General features: G+C 67.6%; 14 protein-coding genes. 7 read left to right on the top strand and 7 right to left on the bottom strand.

Features of this window, described 5'->3' with window-relative positions; translation table 11 throughout:
* Positions 1 to 19: 19 nt before the first annotated feature.
* Together ACH2CY_RS05370 and ACH2CY_RS05375 are read right to left on the bottom strand one after the other, a co-directional pair.
* Positions 20 to 1,798 (bottom strand): toxin glutamine deamidase domain-containing protein, encoded by a 1,779-nt coding sequence (locus ACH2CY_RS05370; protein ID WP_395016799.1) that lies wholly within the window; start codon positions 1,796 to 1,798, stop codon positions 20 to 22.
* Between the two features lie 69 nt (positions 1,799 to 1,867).
* Positions 1,868 to 2,080 carry a hypothetical protein gene (locus tag ACH2CY_RS05375; RefSeq protein WP_395016800.1) on the bottom strand — a complete coding sequence of 71 codons (213 nt, stop codon included), beginning with the start codon at positions 2,078 to 2,080 and terminating at the stop codon, positions 1,868 to 1,870.
* 206 nt (positions 2,081 to 2,286) lie between these two features.
* On the opposite strand from ACH2CY_RS05375, the gene ACH2CY_RS05380 reads away from it, so the two are divergent.
* Together ACH2CY_RS05380 and ACH2CY_RS05385 are read left to right on the top strand one after the other, a co-directional pair.
* Positions 2,287 to 2,832: an FxDxF family PEP-CTERM protein gene (locus tag ACH2CY_RS05380; protein ID WP_395016802.1), complete on the top strand. Its 546-nt coding sequence runs from the start codon at positions 2,287 to 2,289 to the stop codon at positions 2,830 to 2,832.
* Positions 2,833 to 3,049: 217 nt separating this feature from the next.
* Complete coding sequence (locus tag ACH2CY_RS05385; protein WP_395016803.1) at positions 3,050 to 3,619, top strand: BA14K family protein; 570 nt, start codon at positions 3,050 to 3,052, stop codon at positions 3,617 to 3,619.
* 67 nt (positions 3,620 to 3,686) lie between these two features.
* Here the strand turns inward: ACH2CY_RS05385 and ACH2CY_RS05390 are convergent, their stop codons facing one another.
* The gene (locus ACH2CY_RS05390) at positions 3,687 to 6,155 is read right to left on the bottom strand and encodes a methyl-accepting chemotaxis protein (protein WP_395016805.1); all 2,469 of its coding nucleotides are present in this window, start codon (positions 6,153 to 6,155) and stop codon (positions 3,687 to 3,689) included.
* A 159-nt stretch (positions 6,156 to 6,314) separates the two neighbouring features.
* Between ACH2CY_RS05390 and ACH2CY_RS05395 the strand changes: the two genes are divergently transcribed.
* From ACH2CY_RS05395 to ACH2CY_RS05405, 3 genes are all read left to right on the top strand, one after another.
* On the top strand, positions 6,315 to 6,779 hold the full coding sequence (locus ACH2CY_RS05395; RefSeq protein ID WP_395016806.1) for a GFA family protein: 465 nt from the start codon (positions 6,315 to 6,317) through the stop codon (positions 6,777 to 6,779).
* 303 nt (positions 6,780 to 7,082) lie between these two features.
* Complete coding sequence (locus ACH2CY_RS05400; RefSeq protein WP_395016809.1) at positions 7,083 to 9,443, top strand: ATP-binding protein; 2,361 nt, start codon at positions 7,083 to 7,085, stop codon at positions 9,441 to 9,443.
* Positions 9,444 to 9,446: 3 nt separating this feature from the next.
* Positions 9,447 to 11,177, top strand: a complete 1,731-nt coding sequence (locus ACH2CY_RS05405; RefSeq protein ID WP_395016811.1) for a SulP family inorganic anion transporter — start codon at positions 9,447 to 9,449, stop codon at positions 11,175 to 11,177.
* Positions 11,178 to 11,196: 19 nt separating this feature from the next.
* Here the strand turns inward: ACH2CY_RS05405 and ACH2CY_RS05410 are convergent, their stop codons facing one another.
* The gene (locus ACH2CY_RS05410; protein WP_395016813.1) at positions 11,197 to 11,694 is read right to left on the bottom strand and encodes a PAS domain-containing protein; all 498 of its coding nucleotides are present in this window, start codon (positions 11,692 to 11,694) and stop codon (positions 11,197 to 11,199) included.
* A gap of 162 nt (positions 11,695 to 11,856) precedes the next feature.
* Positions 11,857 to 12,942 carry an alkene reductase gene (locus ACH2CY_RS05415; protein WP_395016815.1) on the bottom strand — a complete coding sequence of 362 codons (1,086 nt, stop codon included), beginning with the start codon at positions 12,940 to 12,942 and terminating at the stop codon, positions 11,857 to 11,859.
* 134 nt (positions 12,943 to 13,076) lie between these two features.
* On the opposite strand from ACH2CY_RS05415, the gene ACH2CY_RS05420 reads away from it, so the two are divergent.
* Together ACH2CY_RS05420 and ACH2CY_RS05425 are read left to right on the top strand one after the other, a co-directional pair.
* The gene (locus ACH2CY_RS05420) at positions 13,077 to 13,757 is read left to right on the top strand and encodes a TetR/AcrR family transcriptional regulator (RefSeq protein WP_395016818.1); all 681 of its coding nucleotides are present in this window, start codon (positions 13,077 to 13,079) and stop codon (positions 13,755 to 13,757) included.
* A 164-nt stretch (positions 13,758 to 13,921) separates the two neighbouring features.
* Positions 13,922 to 14,983 (top strand): DUF3616 domain-containing protein, encoded by a 1,062-nt coding sequence (locus ACH2CY_RS05425; protein WP_395016821.1) that lies wholly within the window; start codon positions 13,922 to 13,924, stop codon positions 14,981 to 14,983.
* Between the two features lie 3 nt (positions 14,984 to 14,986).
* On the opposite strand, the gene ACH2CY_RS05430 is transcribed toward ACH2CY_RS05425, so the two are convergent.
* Entirely contained in the window at positions 14,987 to 15,736 is a 750-nt protein-coding gene (locus tag ACH2CY_RS05430; protein ID WP_395016823.1) for a sulfite exporter TauE/SafE family protein, read from the bottom strand.
* A complete protein-coding gene (locus ACH2CY_RS05435; protein WP_395016826.1) occupies positions 15,736 to 16,785 on the bottom strand; it encodes an acetate/propionate family kinase in 1,050 nt (349 codons plus the stop codon). The genes ACH2CY_RS05430 and ACH2CY_RS05435 overlap by 1 nt, the downstream gene beginning before the upstream one ends.
* Positions 16,786 to 16,797: the final 12 nt, after the last annotated feature.

Below are 16,797 nucleotides of genomic sequence, written 5' to 3' on the forward strand. Positions count from 1 at the left end.
GCCAATTCCGGCGACGCGTTCAGCGCACGCGGAAGAAGAAGATCTCGGCCGGATTGGCGTCGAGCATGAAGCCGGGATCCATCAGCGTCTCGGAGACCAGACCGGTCGGCGCGTGCACCGATTCCATCTTGCCGGTCATGTCCTTCCACACGATCTGCCCGTTGAACTTGCCGATGTTGAGCACATGGCCGTCGCCGTTCAGGTTCTGCCGCAGGAAGATGATGCCCTGCGCCCCGTCATCCGCCGCCCAAAGCTCGTCGAGAATCGACTGCTTGCTCGGCATCCGGTTGGGCCAGCCCATGTTCTGCAGATGCTGGCGGTCCGGCGGCAGATCCTTGATCACCCGGCCGCCGTATTTGCGCACCAGCACGTTGGTGATCGCCGGCCGGCTCTTCATCGGAAAATGGCTCACGTCCGGGTCCGCGGTCGGCATGGCGACATGGGGAATGCCCTTGTCCCAGGTCTCGGCCTGGGCCAGCGCCGCCGGGAAGCACTGGTTCTCCAGGCCCTCGCAGAACACCATCTCGGCGCTTGGCGTCCGCATCGGCTGCTGCGGCGCATTGGGGTCGAAGGGATTGCTGCCGCCGCCCGCGTTGCCCCCTTGTTGAGAATTGTTGCCGAACCCGCCGCCCTCGTCGTCGCCCCAACCGGGCTTGCGTGGCGGCGCCTGCGTCGCATCCTCCGCCAGCTTCTCGAACTTGCCGGCCCGCGTCTGCATCGCCTTCAGCCGCTCCGCCGCGCGCTCGGCCTTGACGATGGCTTGTGCCTTGAGGGCGGCGTCGGCTGCGCCCTTGGCCTTGCGCACGCAAGCGGTGACGCCGCCGCCGATCGCCCCGGTCCCGGCACTGGCCGCCTGGTCGACAGCGAACTTGGCGAAGAAGGCGGCGGGATCCTGCTGGATCTCGTCCACCGCCGCGACCGCCTGCTCATACATGCGTTCGTTGTTGGCGTTGTAGTCGCTGGCCAGGTAGTCGACCACCGCATCGACGGTCTTGGTCGCCGCGGCTCCCGGATCCTTCGCCGCGTCGGCAAGCTCCTTCAGCCGCATCTCGACGGTCTGCGACATCACGGTGAAGAAGCGGTCGGTCGCCGCCATCGTATAGGCGGTCGCGCTGTCCACCATGTGGTCGAGATCCTGCGCCGCCGCCATCAGCCGCGCATCGAGCGCGGGATTCTCCGGGTTGTCGCAGGACTCGTCGTCCGGCGGCTCGCCGTCATGCTTCTCGACCGAGCCTTTGAGCAGCAGCCCCGATCCGTCACCGGGTTCGTTCGCGGTGACCCCGTCGCCGGGCGGCGGCGGCTGCTGGTTGCCGCCGTTCTTCCGCCACTGCGCGAACAGCGGCACGAAGCAGCGGCCGGCCTTGTCCACCAGCGCCTTCGCCTTGCGGACCAGGCTGTTGCCCTGCTTGATCATCTGCTCGCTTTGCGGCGCCGGCGATTTGCGCCCGGTCTCGAACAGCTGGGCGGCCTGTTCCAGCAGGCCGCGCGCCGGCCCGAGATCTCCCCAGCAACTGCCGAGCCCGCTCGGCGCGCCGCCGCCCGATTTCGGACAGGCATCGCCTTCGTCCCAGCCGTCGCCGTAGACGACCTGATAGGCCTGCACCGCCGCCTTGGCGTTGCGGAGCGCGTGGTCGAAGCAGCGCATCGGATCGTCGCCCGGCTGCGACGGCGCGGCCGGGGCTTCCTCGGTGTTGGTGCTGAAGACATCGCTCTCTTGCGCGGCGGCGCGCGAGCCGGGTTCCGCCAGGACGAATGCAGCGGCAAGGCCAAGCACGAAGAGAGGACGAAGCGCGGCCATGGCGCCGGAAGGATCGCACGGCCCCGCGCCGGCGGCAATCCGCGGCCGGGACCGGCCGGCGACGTTCCTTCAGCGGCTGGCCTTGAAGGCCGCCAGGCGCGCGTCGCGCTCGGCCTGAAAGGTCGGGTTGAAGCTGCCGCTGAGGTCGGCGCGCTTCAGCACCTGGCCGCAGCTCTCGCACACCGTCCCCAGCCCCGCGGGCTTGCCGCATTGGCGGTGGATGAAGTCCACGGTGCGACCATCCTTCGGCGTCTTCAGCCAAGTCTCGCCCCAGGCCCGCACCGACCGGGCCTGCTGGCAAAAGCGAGCAGGCCCGAAATTCATCCAATCCAGTCCGAAAAATCTTGGAAAGCAGAAGAATCGCACGCAGCGCACCACGAACCCAGTGTGATTCGGAGGAACACCTGCCATCAGGCGCGCTTTCATGTCGCACTGCCGCGGCGGCGCAACGGGCGCTGCCGTCGCAGTTCCTTGCTTGGGAGCAAGACATGACGCGCGCGACCTCCGGCACCTGTTTCGCCTTCATCGCCTTGTTGATGCTGGCCATCGGGACCGCCGCACAGCCGGCCCATGCGACCTCGGTCGGCCTGATCGCCACCGGCGATGCCTATGCCGACACAATCAGCTCGACCGGGCCGACCTTCAACGCGGACTACGATTTCCAGCTCGACGGCAGCGGCGGCGGCGTGACCGTGCTGGCGACGGGTTTCGGCCAGACCTCGTCCACGACCGGGGTGGATCTGCTGGAATTGGCTCTCTACGACTCCGCCAGCAATTTGATTGCCTCGGCTGCCGGCTCGCCGATCGCCTTCTTCGACTCCTTCGCCCAATCGGGCCTGGCACTGGGGGCCGGCAGCTACCTGCTCACCGTCTTCGGCCAGGTTACCGCCGGGAAGCAGGCCTTCGTCTCGGTCTCGATCGCGGCCAACGTGGCGCAGACGCCGATCCCGGCCGCGGGCTTGTTGCTGCTGAGCGGCCTGGGTGCCCTGGGCGGCATCGCCGCGCGGCGCCGTACCAAGGCCAACGCCATCTAGCCTCGTTCCTGCCGCAGTACTCTTAGAGGCCCGGGTGGTGACGCCTGGGCCCTTTCTTTTGCACGCGCCCGCGGCCCGCTTGGTTCCATCGGTTAAGCACGATTCTGTGTTTTCTTCCTCGGAACGAGCGACGGGCCTACCGGCTTATCACGGCATCACCGCCGGCTGTCGGAACCACAGTCAACTCATCAACTGAAACTCCGAGGAGGATCAGGATATGCGCACCCAGATTCATGCCGCTTCCGTGATGACGTCGGTCGCCGCCCTGTTCGCGATGGGCCTGATGGCCGCGCCGGCCGTGGCCAACGACGCCCAGGACAAGGTGATCTCGACCTATTGCGACAACAACACCGAGTCCCAGGACTGCAACGACTGGCGCTACAACCGAGCCAGCTGGAGCCCCGAGCAGTACCAGACCTTCTACATGAAGTATCAGGCCGACCCGGCCTTCCAGTCCGCGGAAGCCGAGGCGGCATTCGGCCTGCCAGTCGGCGCGACGGCCTCGACCACCGAGGTCGACCCGGGCACCGCGCCGGTCAACGACAAGCTCGGCACCGCCAACATTGCCGTGCCGGTCAGCCCGAGCTCGAACACCCCGGCCGCCAGCCCGGCGCTGGACGGCACGGTCACCAGCACCCCGACCGGCAATGTCGTGAACACGGTTCCGGAAGTGGTCGGCGACAGCCCGACCCATATCCAGGACTGCCTGGCGACCTACAAGTCGTATGACCCGGCTACCGATACCTACATGGGTCTCAGCGGCGAGCGCCAGAAGTGCAAGCTCTGATCTGAGCTGACTTGAAACGACGACGCGGCCGGGATGAAGGTCCCGGCCGCGTTGCTTTTGACAAACCTCAAGCGGCGTTGCCGAGCACAGCCTTGCCGCGAACCAGCTCCGGGAAATCGCTGCGGTAGCGCCGCTCCAGTTCCGTCGTCAGGTCGAACTTGACGTGCAGGATGTCGGGCCGCCGCCGTCGGACATGGGCCGGCAGCACGTAGGTCGTTCCCTCGATCTGGACCTCGAGCGTCGTGCCCTCGGCAACCTCAGGCGCTGCGCCATGCAGCATCGCACCGCCTTCGGAGAGATTCTCGACCACCATCTTCTGCGTCGTGCCGGCGATCTTGATCGTGGCGCCGCGGCGATACTGGTAGCGCAGCTTGCGCCGGCGCTCCAGATTCTGCACCGAGGCGTTGATCACCTTGAGGATGGCTTCGCCGAGCCCGTCCACGCTGGAGCTCACCTCCGAGGACAGGTTACGCACCTTGCCGGCGCGCTCGCCGGTCCGCACCGATTCCCGCGACACGTCGCCGATCCGCTCCGCGACTTCCTGAGCCGCGACCGAGGTCTGGGTGACGTTGCGGGCGATCTCGGCGGTGGTAGCGCTCTGCTCGTCGACTGCGGCGGCGATCGCGGTCGAGACGCTTTCGACGCTGCGGATGGCGGTGACGATCGACTGCACCGCGGCCACCGCCTTGTTGGTGGCGTCCTGGACTTCCGCGATCTGGCCGGTGATGTCGCCGGTGGCCTGGGCGGTCTGGTTGGCCAGGGTCTTCACCTCGCTGGCCACCACCGCGAAGCCGCGGCCGGCCTCGCCGGCGCGCGCCGCCTCGATCGTAGCGTTCAACGCCAGCAGGTTGGTCTGGCTGGCGATCTGGCTGATCAGCCCGGTCACCTGGCTGATGCGTTCGACGGTCGCGGAGAGCTGGCCGATGCTGTGCTCGGCCGAGCTCGCGGCCTCGACCGCTTCCGCGGTGACGGTGCGCGAGACGCCGACTTGGCTGCCGATTTCGGCAATCGAGGCGCTCAGCTCCTCGGAGGCCGAGGCCACGGTCTGGGCATTGGCGAGCGCCTGGGTCGCGGCCGCGGCGACGGTCTGGCTGCTGCCGCTGACGTTGCCGGCGGAGTCCGACATGTCGTTCGCCTGGGTCGACATGTCGGCCGTGATCGAGGCCACGGTCGCGACGGCCGCCTTGGTCTCGCGCGTCACCGTCTCGGCCATGTGCAGCAGGGCCGAGGAACGGTCCTCCGCAACGCGCTCATCGTTGACCCGCCGCTCTTCCGCGGCATAGACCAGCTTGGCGCGCATCGCGCGGAGCGCCTTGGTCAGGCGGTGGAACTCCTTGACCGACGCGGCCGAGATCTCCTTCTGATATTCGCCGCGCGCGATCGACTCGAAGTCGCCGATGAACTGCTGGATCGGCTGGCGGATGCTGCGCAGGATCCACCAGCCTGCGGCACCGAGCACGACATTGATGATAAGGACAAGCCCGCCGCCCAGTGCGAGATGGCGGCTGAAGCTCGCCTGCGAGCCGGCGAAGATTTCCGCGCTGACATCGACCTGGAGCTGGATCAGCGGCTCGAGGTCGGCGAAGGCTTTCGCGAAGACCGGCTGCATGGCCACCGTCACATGTTGCTCCAGCGGGTCGAGGGATCCGGATTTTGCGAGCGCCGCGGCGGTGTCGAGATCCTTGCCCATGGCGGCCTGCAGGTCTTCACCGAACTGCTTGGCCAGTATGGCTTCCTCCGGCGTGAGGTAGGTCGCCATGTATTGATCCCAATGCTCCGTGATCACCTTGCGGTCGTCGGCGAGCGCCGCTGCAAGATCCGGAGCCGGCTGGCCGCTCCGAAGCGCTGAAATCGACTCTCGAGTGGAATCGACCGCTTCATGCATGTGCTGGGAGATGACGCTGAGCTGCTCCAGCGGACCCACCCGGTCGACATAGAGCGACTGAATCTCAGCGCTCGATTGCGACATGCTGGAATAGCCGAAGCCGGCCAGCGCCATGACCGCCACCAGCACCAGTGCGCCGATCAGGGCCATGCGGCCGCTGATGCCGCCGAGCAACTTGCGGACGCGGAACAGCGGCGTCTTCCTGACCGCGGCGCCGTCCTCGACGGTCAGTCCGCGTACCGCCTTGGTGCGGATCGCGGTGTAGGCCGCCTCCGCGGCGCGCACCTGCTCGCGCGACGGCTTGGTGCGGATCGAAATGAAGCCGTTGACCGCGCCGTTCTCGATCACCGGCGTCACGTTGGCCCGGACCCAGTAGAAGCCGCCTTGCTTGGTGCGGTTCTTGACCAGGCCTTCCCAGGGCTGGCCGGCCTTGATGTTGCGCCAGAGATCGGCGAAGGCTTCTTTCGGCATGTGCGGATGGCGCACGATGTTGTGCGGTGCGCCGATCAGCTCGGATTCCAGGTAGCCGCTGATCCGAATGAAGGCGTGGTTGACAAAGACGATGCGCCCGCCGGTATCGGTCTGCGATACCAGCATCTCGCCGTCCTGCATCTCCACTTCCTGGTTGGTGATCGGCTCATTCACGCGCATCGTTCGTCCTCGTCTCCAAAGAATCGCCAGAATCCAAATTTTGTAGCGCGCCTCAGCAACCGGCGCTTTGCTTTGGGTCAATCGGCCATAGATAATAATTCCTTAACAGCACGCTTACGTTGTGTTGCTTCGGTCCATCCGATGAGAAGAGGAGGCTTGATGCACGATTGGAAGCTCCCCTGGGACGGCGCCTGCCGTTGCGGCCAGGTCAAGATCCGCGTCAGCGCGCCGCCGATCATCACCGGCGCCTGCCACTGCACCGGCTGCCAGCGGATGAGCGCTTCGGCTTTCTCGCTCTCGGTCGCAATCCCGGCCGAAGGTTTTGCGGTGATTGCGGGCGAGCCGGTTATCGGCGGGCTGCACGGCGCGACCCGACATTACTTCTGCGCGCATTGCCTGAGCTGGATGTTCACCCGTCCCGAGGGCATGGACTTCTTCGTCAACCTGCGCACCACCATGCTCGACGGTGACCTGCCGGCGAAGCTCGCTCCCTTCGTCGAGACCTTCACCGCGGAGAAGCTTGCCTTCGCCGCGATCGGCGCGAAGCATTCCTTCCCCGCGCTGCCGCCGATGGAGGCCTGGGCGGAGCTGATGCAGGAATATGCCGCCTGGGTGGATCGGTGACTGAGTGCACGCCGCTGAAGCGGGCGGTGGTCTCCGGACCCGCCGGCCGAGACCGGGTCGGCAAGGATTTTGGGTCGACCGACCCTTCCAGGGGTGATTTTGCAAGGCCGAACGGCGCCCCGGACCGCCAGCGATATCAGATGCTTGGCCTGAATATTCCGATCACCACCGGGTGATCGCGCTTAGGTAGATATTCAACAATAATTAAGACTGGATTATCATAGTGCCACTGTGATTTGGCGGGGTGACGACGCCGGCCGGGGGGCCTGGGCGGGTGTGCCCCCATGGGATGCATACTCCGCTATGTCCATCCGCACCTTCCTCACCCTGGTGATCGCCGTCATGGGCGTGGCTTTGCTCGCCGTGGCCGGGGTGCGCAGTTTCTCCGACGCCGGGCGCAGCAGCCGCGCCGACGACGTCGTCGCCTTGGCCGATATCGGCCAGTCGCTGCTGCCGACCCTGATCTCGGCGCGGATCGAGCGCCGCACCCTGGTGGTGGCGTCGATGGCAACCGCCCCGGCCGCGGAAGCCTCGTGGCAGCGCCTCGCCGTGCACCGACCGATCACCGACAGCAAGAGCGCGGAAAGCATCGCCGCATTGCGCGCCTCGGCCCTGCCCGAAGGCGTGGCCCTGGCCGATCGGCTGGCCGCGGCCCATGACCGCTTCGCGGCACTCCGGCCGGAGATCGACGCCGCGCTACGGCTGCCCTTGAAGGAGCGCGATGCCAACCTGCTGGCGCGCTACAGCGACGACTCCCTGGATTACGTCCGCGCCATCAGCACCGCCGCCGACGCGGTCGAGCAGGCCACCACCCTGTTCGATCCCGAGATCGACCGGCTGATCTCGCTCAACCGCTCGGCCTCGGCCGCGCGTTACTATTCCAGCCTGATCACGCTGCGGATGGAGAGCGCGATCGCCTTCAAGCTGCCCTGGCGCGCCAAGGACATCATCGAGGCCGCCGAGGATCGCGGCCGCGCCGATCTCGCCTGGCGGCTGGTCGCCAGCGTCGGCGCCGATTCCGGCGTGCCGGACCAGCTGGTCAAGGTGATCGAAGCCGCCCAGGCCGCGCGCAGCAGCCCCGATGCCCAGCGTCAGGCCGCGGTGATCGCCGCCCTGCAGTCGGGGCGGCCCAGCGACATCTCAGTCTCGGAGCTGCAGGAGCTCAACACCGGCCTGCTCGATCCGCTCGACAACGTACTGAAGGAATCGATGACCGAGATGGTGGCGCAGGCCAAGCGCTACCAGCACGACGCCAAGGTGAGCTTCGCCATCACCGTCGCGCTGATGCTGGTCATCCTCTGCATGACCGGCTTCGGCATCGCCGTGGTGCACCAGCGCGTCAGCCTGCCGATCCGCCGCATCACCCGGCAGATGTCGCGGCTGCAGGAGTCCGGCAACAACTTGGCGGCCGAAGCCGAAGCCGCGCACGAGGCCGCGTTCGTGATCCAGGACACCGGCCGCAACGACGAGATCGGCGAGATGGCGCGCGCCTTAATCGTGTTCCGCCGCCAGGTCGAGGAGCATGGTCGCCGGCTGCAGGAGCACGAGATGCGCCAGTTCCTGGAGACGCTGATCGACGCCATGCCGGTCAGCATCACCTTCAAGGACACCGATCTCTGCTACCGCTACGCCAACCGCTCGCGCCGCCACGCGATCGGCGCCGTGATCAGCGAGGGCGATCCCGATCCCAAGCTGGTCGGCCGGCGCCTCTCGGAGGTGGTGCCGGGCGAAGCCAGCGAACGGGTCGAGGCCGCCGACCGCGAGCTGCTGGCGACCGGTCTGGCCCAGCAGTTCGAGCAGGCCCGCACCGGCCCGGACGGCCGGCCGGCGATCATCTGGTCCTTGAAGACGCCGTTCCGCGACGCCGAGGGCAACATCACCGGCATCATCACCTGTGGCGTCGACATCACCCGGTTGAAGCAGATCGAGGCCGAGCTGGTGTCGCAGCGCGAGAAGGCCGAGGCCGGCAACCGCGCCAAGATAGCCTTCCTCGGCAGCATGAGCCACGAGCTCCGCACCCCGTTGAACGCGATCATCGGCTTCGCCGACATGCTCTCGAAGGGCTATTTCGGCGCGCTGGTCAGCAAGCAGCAGGAATATGTCGGCGACATCCGCCGCTCCGGCGAGCATCTCCTGAAGATGGTCAACGACCTGCTCGATCTCTCCAACCTCGAGATCGGCCGCCAGGTGCTCGATATCGGCGCCTGCAACTTCGACAGCGTCGCGGTCGCGGCCTTGAGCATGGTGCAGCCGCAGGCCGAGCAGTCGCAGATCCAGCTCGACTTCCAGCCGACCGGCTGCATGGTCCGCGCCGACGAACGCGCCTTGACGCAGATCCTGGTGAATCTCCTGGGCAACGCGATCAAGTTCAGCCCGCGCGGCGGCCGCATCGCGCTGCGTGCCGTGCGCCGGCCGGAAGGCATCCGCATCCAGGTCGAGGACGCCGGCTTCGGCATGACCGAGCTGCAGCGTACCAGTGCCTTGGCCGCGAACCTGACCGCGCCGCCGACCCAGGCGGATCCCTACAAGGCGCGGCCCAAGGGCGGCGCCGGCCTCGGCCTCGCGATCTGCCGGCGCCTGATCGAGCAGCACAACGGCACGCTGGAGATCGAAAGCCAGAGCGGCCAGGGCTCCACCGTCAACGTCGTGCTGCCGGCTGCCTAGGCTGTGTCCCGTCATCCGGCCTCCATCGCGCGACGATCGCTGCCGATCCTCGGCTGGGCTGCTTCCTATCGGCGCGAATGGCTGACGCCGGACATCCTGGCGAGCCTCGCCATCTGGGCGGTGATGGTGCCGGAAGGCATGGCCTATGCCGGCATCGTCGGCGTGCCGCCCATCATGGGGCTCTACACCATCGTTCCGCCGCTGCTGGCCTATGCCGTGCTCGGCACCTCGCGCCTGCTGGTGGTCGGGCCGGATACCGCGACCGGGCTCATTTCCGCGCTGACCGTGGGCGCCATCGCGGTCCAGGGCACGGCGGAGTTCAATGCGCTGACCTCGACGCTCGCGGTGCTGATCGGCGGCTTCTTCCTGCTGTTCGGCATCCTGCGCATGGGCTGGGTCGCGGCTTTCGTGCCGACGCCGGTGATGCGGGGCTTCATCGAGGGCCTGGTCTGCGTCACCATCATCGGCCAGGTGCCGCATCTCCTGGGCATCGAGGGCGCCAGCGGCAACTTCTTCCAGAAGCTCTGGCAGGTGCTGCAGCATCTCCGCGATGCATCGCTGGCGCCGGTGCTCACCGGCCTGCTCAGCCTGGCGGCGATGCAGCTGCTGCGCCGCCTGCTGCCGCCGGTGCCGCGCGTGCCCGCGGCCCTGGCGGTCGCGGTGGGCGCGACGATCCTGGTCGGCCTGCTCGGCGGCGAGGCCGCCGGCGTCAGCCTGGTCGGCGCGCTGCCATCCGGCCTGCCGCAGCTGACCCTTCCGGTCCTGGATCCGGCCGTGCTGCGCCAACTGGTGCCCGGCGCGTTGGCGATCGTGCTGGTCGGCTATGCCGAGGCCTTGGGCGCGGCGAAGGCCGCCGCCGCTGATGGCGGCGGCGACATCGATCCCAACCAGGAACTGGTCGCGCATGGACCCGCCAACATGCTGAGCGGCCTGTTCGGCGGCTTCCTGGTGGTCGGCAGTCTCTCCAAGACCTCGGTGGCCATGGGTGCGGGCGCCCGCACCCAGCTCGCCAACCTCTGCGCGGCGGTCCTGTGCTTCCTCACCCTGGTTCTGCTGACGCCGCTGTTCCGCGGGCTGCCCCACCCGACGCTGGCCGCGATCGTCATCGCCGCCATGCTGCATCTCTCCAAGCCGCGCTATCTGCGCGACCTCTTCGTCCGCAACCGCTGGGAGTTCGGCCTCAGCGTGGTGGTGATCGCGGGCGAGCTGACGCTGGGCGTGCTCCAGGGCATTACCCTGGGTGTCCTGCTGGCGCTGGTGGTGGTGATCTACCGCACCACGCATCCCCGCGGCGCGGTGCTCGGGCAGGTGCCGGGCAGCGAGGCCTATCGCGACGTGGCGCTGCACCCCGACGCGCAGACCTTCCCGGGGCTGCTGATCTGGCGCGCCGGCGGCGACCTGTTCTTCGCCAGCGTCGGCCATGTCGCGCTGGGCCTGAAAGCGGCGCTGGCCGCCAGCCGCCCCGCCGCCAGGCGAGTCCTGCTGGACGCCGGCTCGGTCAACTTCATCGACACCAGCGCCTGCGACGCGCTGCTCGGCCTGATCAAGCAGCAGCAGGCGCAGGGCATCAGCTTCGCCTTCGCCCGCGTCCGCGACCCGGTGCGCGAGCGAATGCGGCTGGCCGGCATCGAGGCACTGGTCGGCCCCGACGGTTTCTATGAGCGGGTGACCGATGGTGTGCGCGCCTGGCTTCAGAATGAACGCGGCGCGGCTGCGTCGTCCGGCAAGGACTGAGTCCGCCCGGCTGCGCCGCTCAGTACTGCCCGCTGCCCCGGCCGACCGCGGTCACGATCATCGAGATCCGCTCGCCGTCTTCCGAGAGCGGCAGCAGCATTATCTCGTAGCGCAGCAGCTTGTCGTCGATGATGGCATCGCGCAAGGTGAAGCGCGGTTTTCCGGCCGCGATCATCGCTTCGTAGAAGCCGACCGTGAGGTCGCGCAGGTTCGCGGTGGGGAGCTCGTCCACCCAGGTGCCCGACATCTCCACCCCGGAGAGATCGCGCCAGAAGGTGCCGACCACGCGCATGCGATAGCGCCGCGGCTGGTCGCCGTGGACCTCGGTGAGCGCAATCCGGTCCAGCATGAAATGGAAGTCGAGCGGGTCGATATCGGCCCGCCGCGGAAACCGACGCTCCCCGCACCGGCCCTGCCAATATTCGAGCAGGCGCCGCAGATCGGGATGGGCGGGCAAGGAGTCCAGCCCGGTCCCGTGGTCGATCGCGAAATTCCGTTGGGTCGCGCTGTCGGCCAAGATTTCCCCGATATAGCCGAGGTCATAATGGCCAGCACCAGGTTCGAAAGCAACTGACCCGAGGTCCATGGGACCTCTGCGGCCGCCGGGACATGGAAAGGGCCGGGAGTTTCCCCCCCCGGCCCCGCCGCGCTTTTTGAGGCTGAAAAGACTGCGGCGGCGTTACGCCACCGCCGCCTCCAGGCTCGGATAGTCGATATAGCCCTTGGCATCGCCGCCGTAGAAAGTGGCGCGGTCGGCCTTGGCCAGCGGCGCGTTCTGCTTGAAGCGCGCCGGCAGGTCCGGGTTGGAGATGAACAGCGTGGCGAAGGCAATCAGGTCCGCGTTGCCGGACTGGAGCTGCTTCTCCGCCTCTTCCTTCGAGCCAAAGCCGGCCGCCGAGATGATGGCGTTGCGGAACAGCGGGCGGAAGAAGTCGGCGTCGATCGGGCCGCCGGGGACGTCGTCGCCCGGGCCGGCGCGGGTCACGTGCAGGTAGGCGAGGTTGAAGCGCTCCAGCGCTTTCGCTGCATGGCCGAAGATCGCGCGCGGGTTGCTGTCATACATGTCATTGAAATTGGTGTTGGGCGAGAGCCGCACGCCGACGCGCTCGCCGCCCCAGACGCCGACCACCGCCTCGGTCACCTCGATCAGGAAACGCACGCGGTTCTCGACCGAGCCGCCGTATTGATCGGTGCGGTGGTTGGTGCCGTCGCGCAGGAACTGGTCGATCAGGTAGCCGTTGGCGCCGTGCAGCTCCACGCCGTCGAAGCCGGCCTTCTTCGCATTCTCCGCACCGCGGCGGTAATCTTCGACGATGCCGGCGATCTCCGCGGTCTCTAGGGCGCGCGGCGTCACATAGGGCGTCATCTTGTAGTCGATGGTCATGCTCTCGCCCTTGGGCGCGATCGCCGAGGGCGCCACCGGCAGCGCGTTGTTCTCCTGCAGGGTCGGGTTGGAGATCCGGCCGACATGCCAGAGCTGCAGGAAGATGCGGCCGCCGGCCTTGTGCACGGCGTCGGTGACCTTTTTCCAGCCCTCGACCTGCGCCTCGGTGTAGATGCCCGGGGTGTGGACATAGCCGATGCCCTGGTGCGAGACCTGGGTAGCCTCGGTCACCAGCAGGCCGGCCGAGGCGCGTTGGGTGTAATAGGTCGCCGCCATGTCCGAGGGGACGAAGCCCGCCTTGGCCCGGCTGCGGGTCATGGGCGCCATCACGATCCGGTTCGGAAGGGTGTAGGGGCCGACTTTCACAGGATCGAAAAGCATGCGATAATTCCTTTGATTTCAGATGGTTGTGATTCGCGTGGAGGACTTGGAAATCCCTAAGTAAGTAATTACATACATTCTGAGCGGATGATTTCAAGCCCTGATCACCGGCACCGCGTGATGTTTCGAGAGCCATGAGCATAGCGGACCCTGACATCCTGGAAGACGAGACCGAGGCCGGCTGCCCCAAGGATGCCGGGGGCGAGGCCTGCACGGCCGCGCGCCGCCGCGACAAGGAGGCGACCAAGCAGGCGCTGATCGCCGCCGCGGTCCAGGTCTTCGCCCAGCGCGGCTTCGACGGCGCCACGACCAAGGAGGTCGCCGCGCGGGCCGGCGTCAATGAAGGGCTCATTCAACGCTACTTTGGGGGCAAGGCCGGCTTGCTGCAGGCGATCGTCGGCAATATGTGCGGCGAGCGGCTGACCGCCTGCCGCGCGGCGCCGCCGAGCGACAGCCTCAAGGCCGAGATCGCCACGGTGCTCAGGCACGAGATCCTGCAGGCCGACGCCAACCGCGATTTCCTACGGGTCTTCATCTCACGGGCGCTGGTCGATCCCGCCCTCGCCGCCAGCCTGAAGGCGCATTACAAGGAAAGCCGGATGCCGCACCTGGTGCACCGGCTGCAGCATTTCCGCGACAACGGCACGCTCGACCCCGCGGTCGATCTGGCGCAGCTCGCCGCCAGCATCACCACCTTCGCCTTCGGCCTGGGCTTCATGCAGCAGGTGGTACTCTCCGAGGATCCCAAGGTGCTGGAAGGCATGATCGACGGCATCGCCGAGACCATCGTGCGCGGCACCGCGGCACGCGAATAGATTCGCACCCCCACCCTAACCCTCCCCCTGAAGGGGGAGGGAATGGACCGAGTTCGTCTTCTTCTCCCTCCCCCTTCAGGGGGAGGGCCGGGGTGGGGGTACGAGACACCGCCACTTGCCTCGCACTGAAACACGCGGCACGCTCCCTCCCAGGGGACCTGCACATGAAACTGCACCGCGCGTTGACGCCGCTGTTGCTCTGCCTGCTCGCCGCCGCCTTTGCCGCGCCGGTATCGGCGGCGGATTCCGATTGGCGCGTGAAGAACCGGCTGCAGGGCAAGCTCAAGGACGGCAAGCCCGGAAAATCCGAGGACGTCTCCGGCATCGCCTGCGCGCCCGGCTCGCTGCCGCGGCTTTGCCTCGTCGTGGATGACGAAACCCAAGGTGCGCAGGTGGTGATCCTGCAACAGGACCTGCTGATCGCCGGCGATTTCATCCCCCTCATCGACGATGTCCATGACGGCAAGCCGCTGGAGCTCGATGCCGAGGGCGTCGCCTATGCCGACGGCTTCTTCTATGTGGCCGGTTCCCAGGGCCGCGCCCGCCATGAGGAGGATGCGGCGAAAGAGGCGAAGAACCTCGTCAAGGCCGCGGCGACCCGCAAGGTCTTCCGCATCGCGCTCGGCCCCGACGGTGTCGATCTCGCGACCGGCGCGCTTGCGGGCGAGCCTGCCGTCACCACCTCGACGGCGCTGGCGGAGCTGCTGGCCAAGGATCCGGTCCTGGCGGCGGCCTTCGATCGCCCGCTGGAGAAGAACGGCCTGACCGTGGAAGGCGTCGCGGTCAAGGGCGACCAGCTCTACGCGGCGATGCGCGGCCCGGTGCTCGACGATGGCAGCGCGGTGATCGCCCGGGTGCCGCTGGCCGCGCTGTTCGACGGCGTGGCGGGCGAGGCGACGCTGTTTCGTCTTGCGCTCGACCAGGACACCCAGGGCGACTCGCGCGGCATCCGCGATCTCACCGTCTCCGGCGACGGCTTCCTGCTGATCGCCGGGCCGGTGGACGACCCGCCGAAGAAACACGCGATCGCGGTCGGGGACTACGCGATCTATTCCTGGAATGAAGGCGCCGCCGAGAAGCGCCTCGACCTGCAGCCCTACGGCAAGAAGACCAAGCCGGAGGCTCTGCTGCTGCTCGACGAGAATGCCGCGACGGCCCGGGCGCTGCTGATGTTCGATGGCCCCAAGGAAGGCGAGCCGACCCCGGTCGAGATCCCGCTGCAATAGCGCTCAGTTCAGGAACCCGACCAGGCCGCGCACCGCGGCGATGGCACCGAGGCCCGCCAGCAGCAGGACCACGATGCGCCGATAGGTCTTGGCCGAAGCCTTGTCGAAGACCCGGTCGCCGAGCCAGTTGCCGACCAGCATCGCCGGCACCAGCAGCGCGCCGAGGACAAGCGCCGGCAGCTGCATCAGCCCGCCGACCGTGGCCGAGACCGCGCTCATCGCCGCCGAGACCTGGAAGAACAGGATCAGGCTGGCGCGCCCCGCCTCATGCGCGATCGGCACCGCGAGAAAGAGGAAGATGACGGAAGGCCCCGGCATCGCCGCGGCGCCGCCGGTCAAGCCCGCGATCGCGCCGAATCCGGCGGAGATTCCCGCATGCGGGCGCTGCGCGAAGCGGAAGCCGAGCTGCACCGCGCCGGAAGCCACGAGAACGGCGAGGCCGATCAGTACCCGCATCCAGTCGGCGGAGACTCCGGCCAGCAGCCAGGTGCCGAGCGGCGTGCCGATCGCGGCACCGGCGATGGTGGGGAGGAGCAGCCTCCAATCGACCTTGCGCCAGATCTTCGGGATGAGCTGCAGCCCGGCGATGATCGCGAGGATCATGATCGACGGCACGATCTCCGCCGGTGCGAAGAAGAGACTGAGCAGCGGCACGCCAACCACCGCGAGGCCGAAGCCGGTGAAACCGCGGATGAAGGCCGCGACGAAGATGCAGAGGCTGGCCAGCGCCCAGGTGGTGAGCGAGAGATCCATCAGCCGAGCAGGCGTCTCGTATGCCGCGCGATGGTCAACTCCTCGTCGGTCGGGATGACGCGGATGTCGAGCGCGCCGAGCCATTTCAGCTTCTCGGTCGCGCGGGTGCGGATCGGCGCTGCGTTCTCGCCGACCCCACCGGTGAAGATCAGCGCATCGACGCCTTCCAGCGCCGCGGCCAGCGAGCCGATCTCCCGGGCGATCCGCGTGCAGTAGATCTCGACCGCGCGCTTCGCGCGCGGGTCGTCGCTTTCCAGCAGAGTCTTCATATCCGCGGTGCCGCCGAGCGCCAGCAGCCCGCTCTCGTGGTAGAGCAGCTTCTCGAGCTTGGGGAGGTCGTAGCCCTCGCTGCGCATCAGGTGCAGCAGCACGCCGGGATCGAGCAAGCCGCCCCGCGTGCCCATCACCAGCCCGTCGAGGGTTGAAAATCCCATCGTGGTGGCGACGCATTTGCCGTCCCGGACCGCCGCCATCGATGCGCCATTGCCGAGATGCGCGATGATCAGGCGCTTCGGAACGTCGCTGCCGAGCCGGTGCAGGATCGCCTCATAGGAGAGACCATGGAATCCATAGCGCCGGATTCCCTTCTCCCAATAGCGCTCGGGCAGCGCGAAGCGCGCGGCGGTCTCCGGCATGCTGGCGTGGAAGGCGGTGTCGAAACAGGCGATCTGCGGCACGTCTGGCAGCGCCGCAGCGACCGCCTCGATCGCCGCCACATTGTGCGGTTGGTGCAGCGGCGCCAGCGGAATGAGATCGCGCAAATGCCCGATCGTGGCCGCATCGATCCTGACCGGTGCGGTGAAGCGCGTGCCGCCATGCACCACCCGATGCCCGACGGCGGCGACCTCCAGCCGGTCGATCAGCAGCGCCACCGCATCGCGGTGGTTCTCGAGCTTGAGGTTGGCGGTCGGCCAATCGACGCCGCTGAGTTTCGCGACACCTTGCCCGATGCCGGAAAGCTGCCCGCGCAGTGCGCAGGAGAGAGCGTCGAGCCTGAACGTCGCAAACTTCAGGCTGGAGGAGCCGGCATTGATGGTCAGGAGGTGCATACGCGCAGAATA

The organism is Dongia sp. (assembly GCF_041905885.1).
Taxonomy (GTDB): Bacteria; Pseudomonadota; Alphaproteobacteria; order Dongiales; family Dongiaceae; genus Dongia.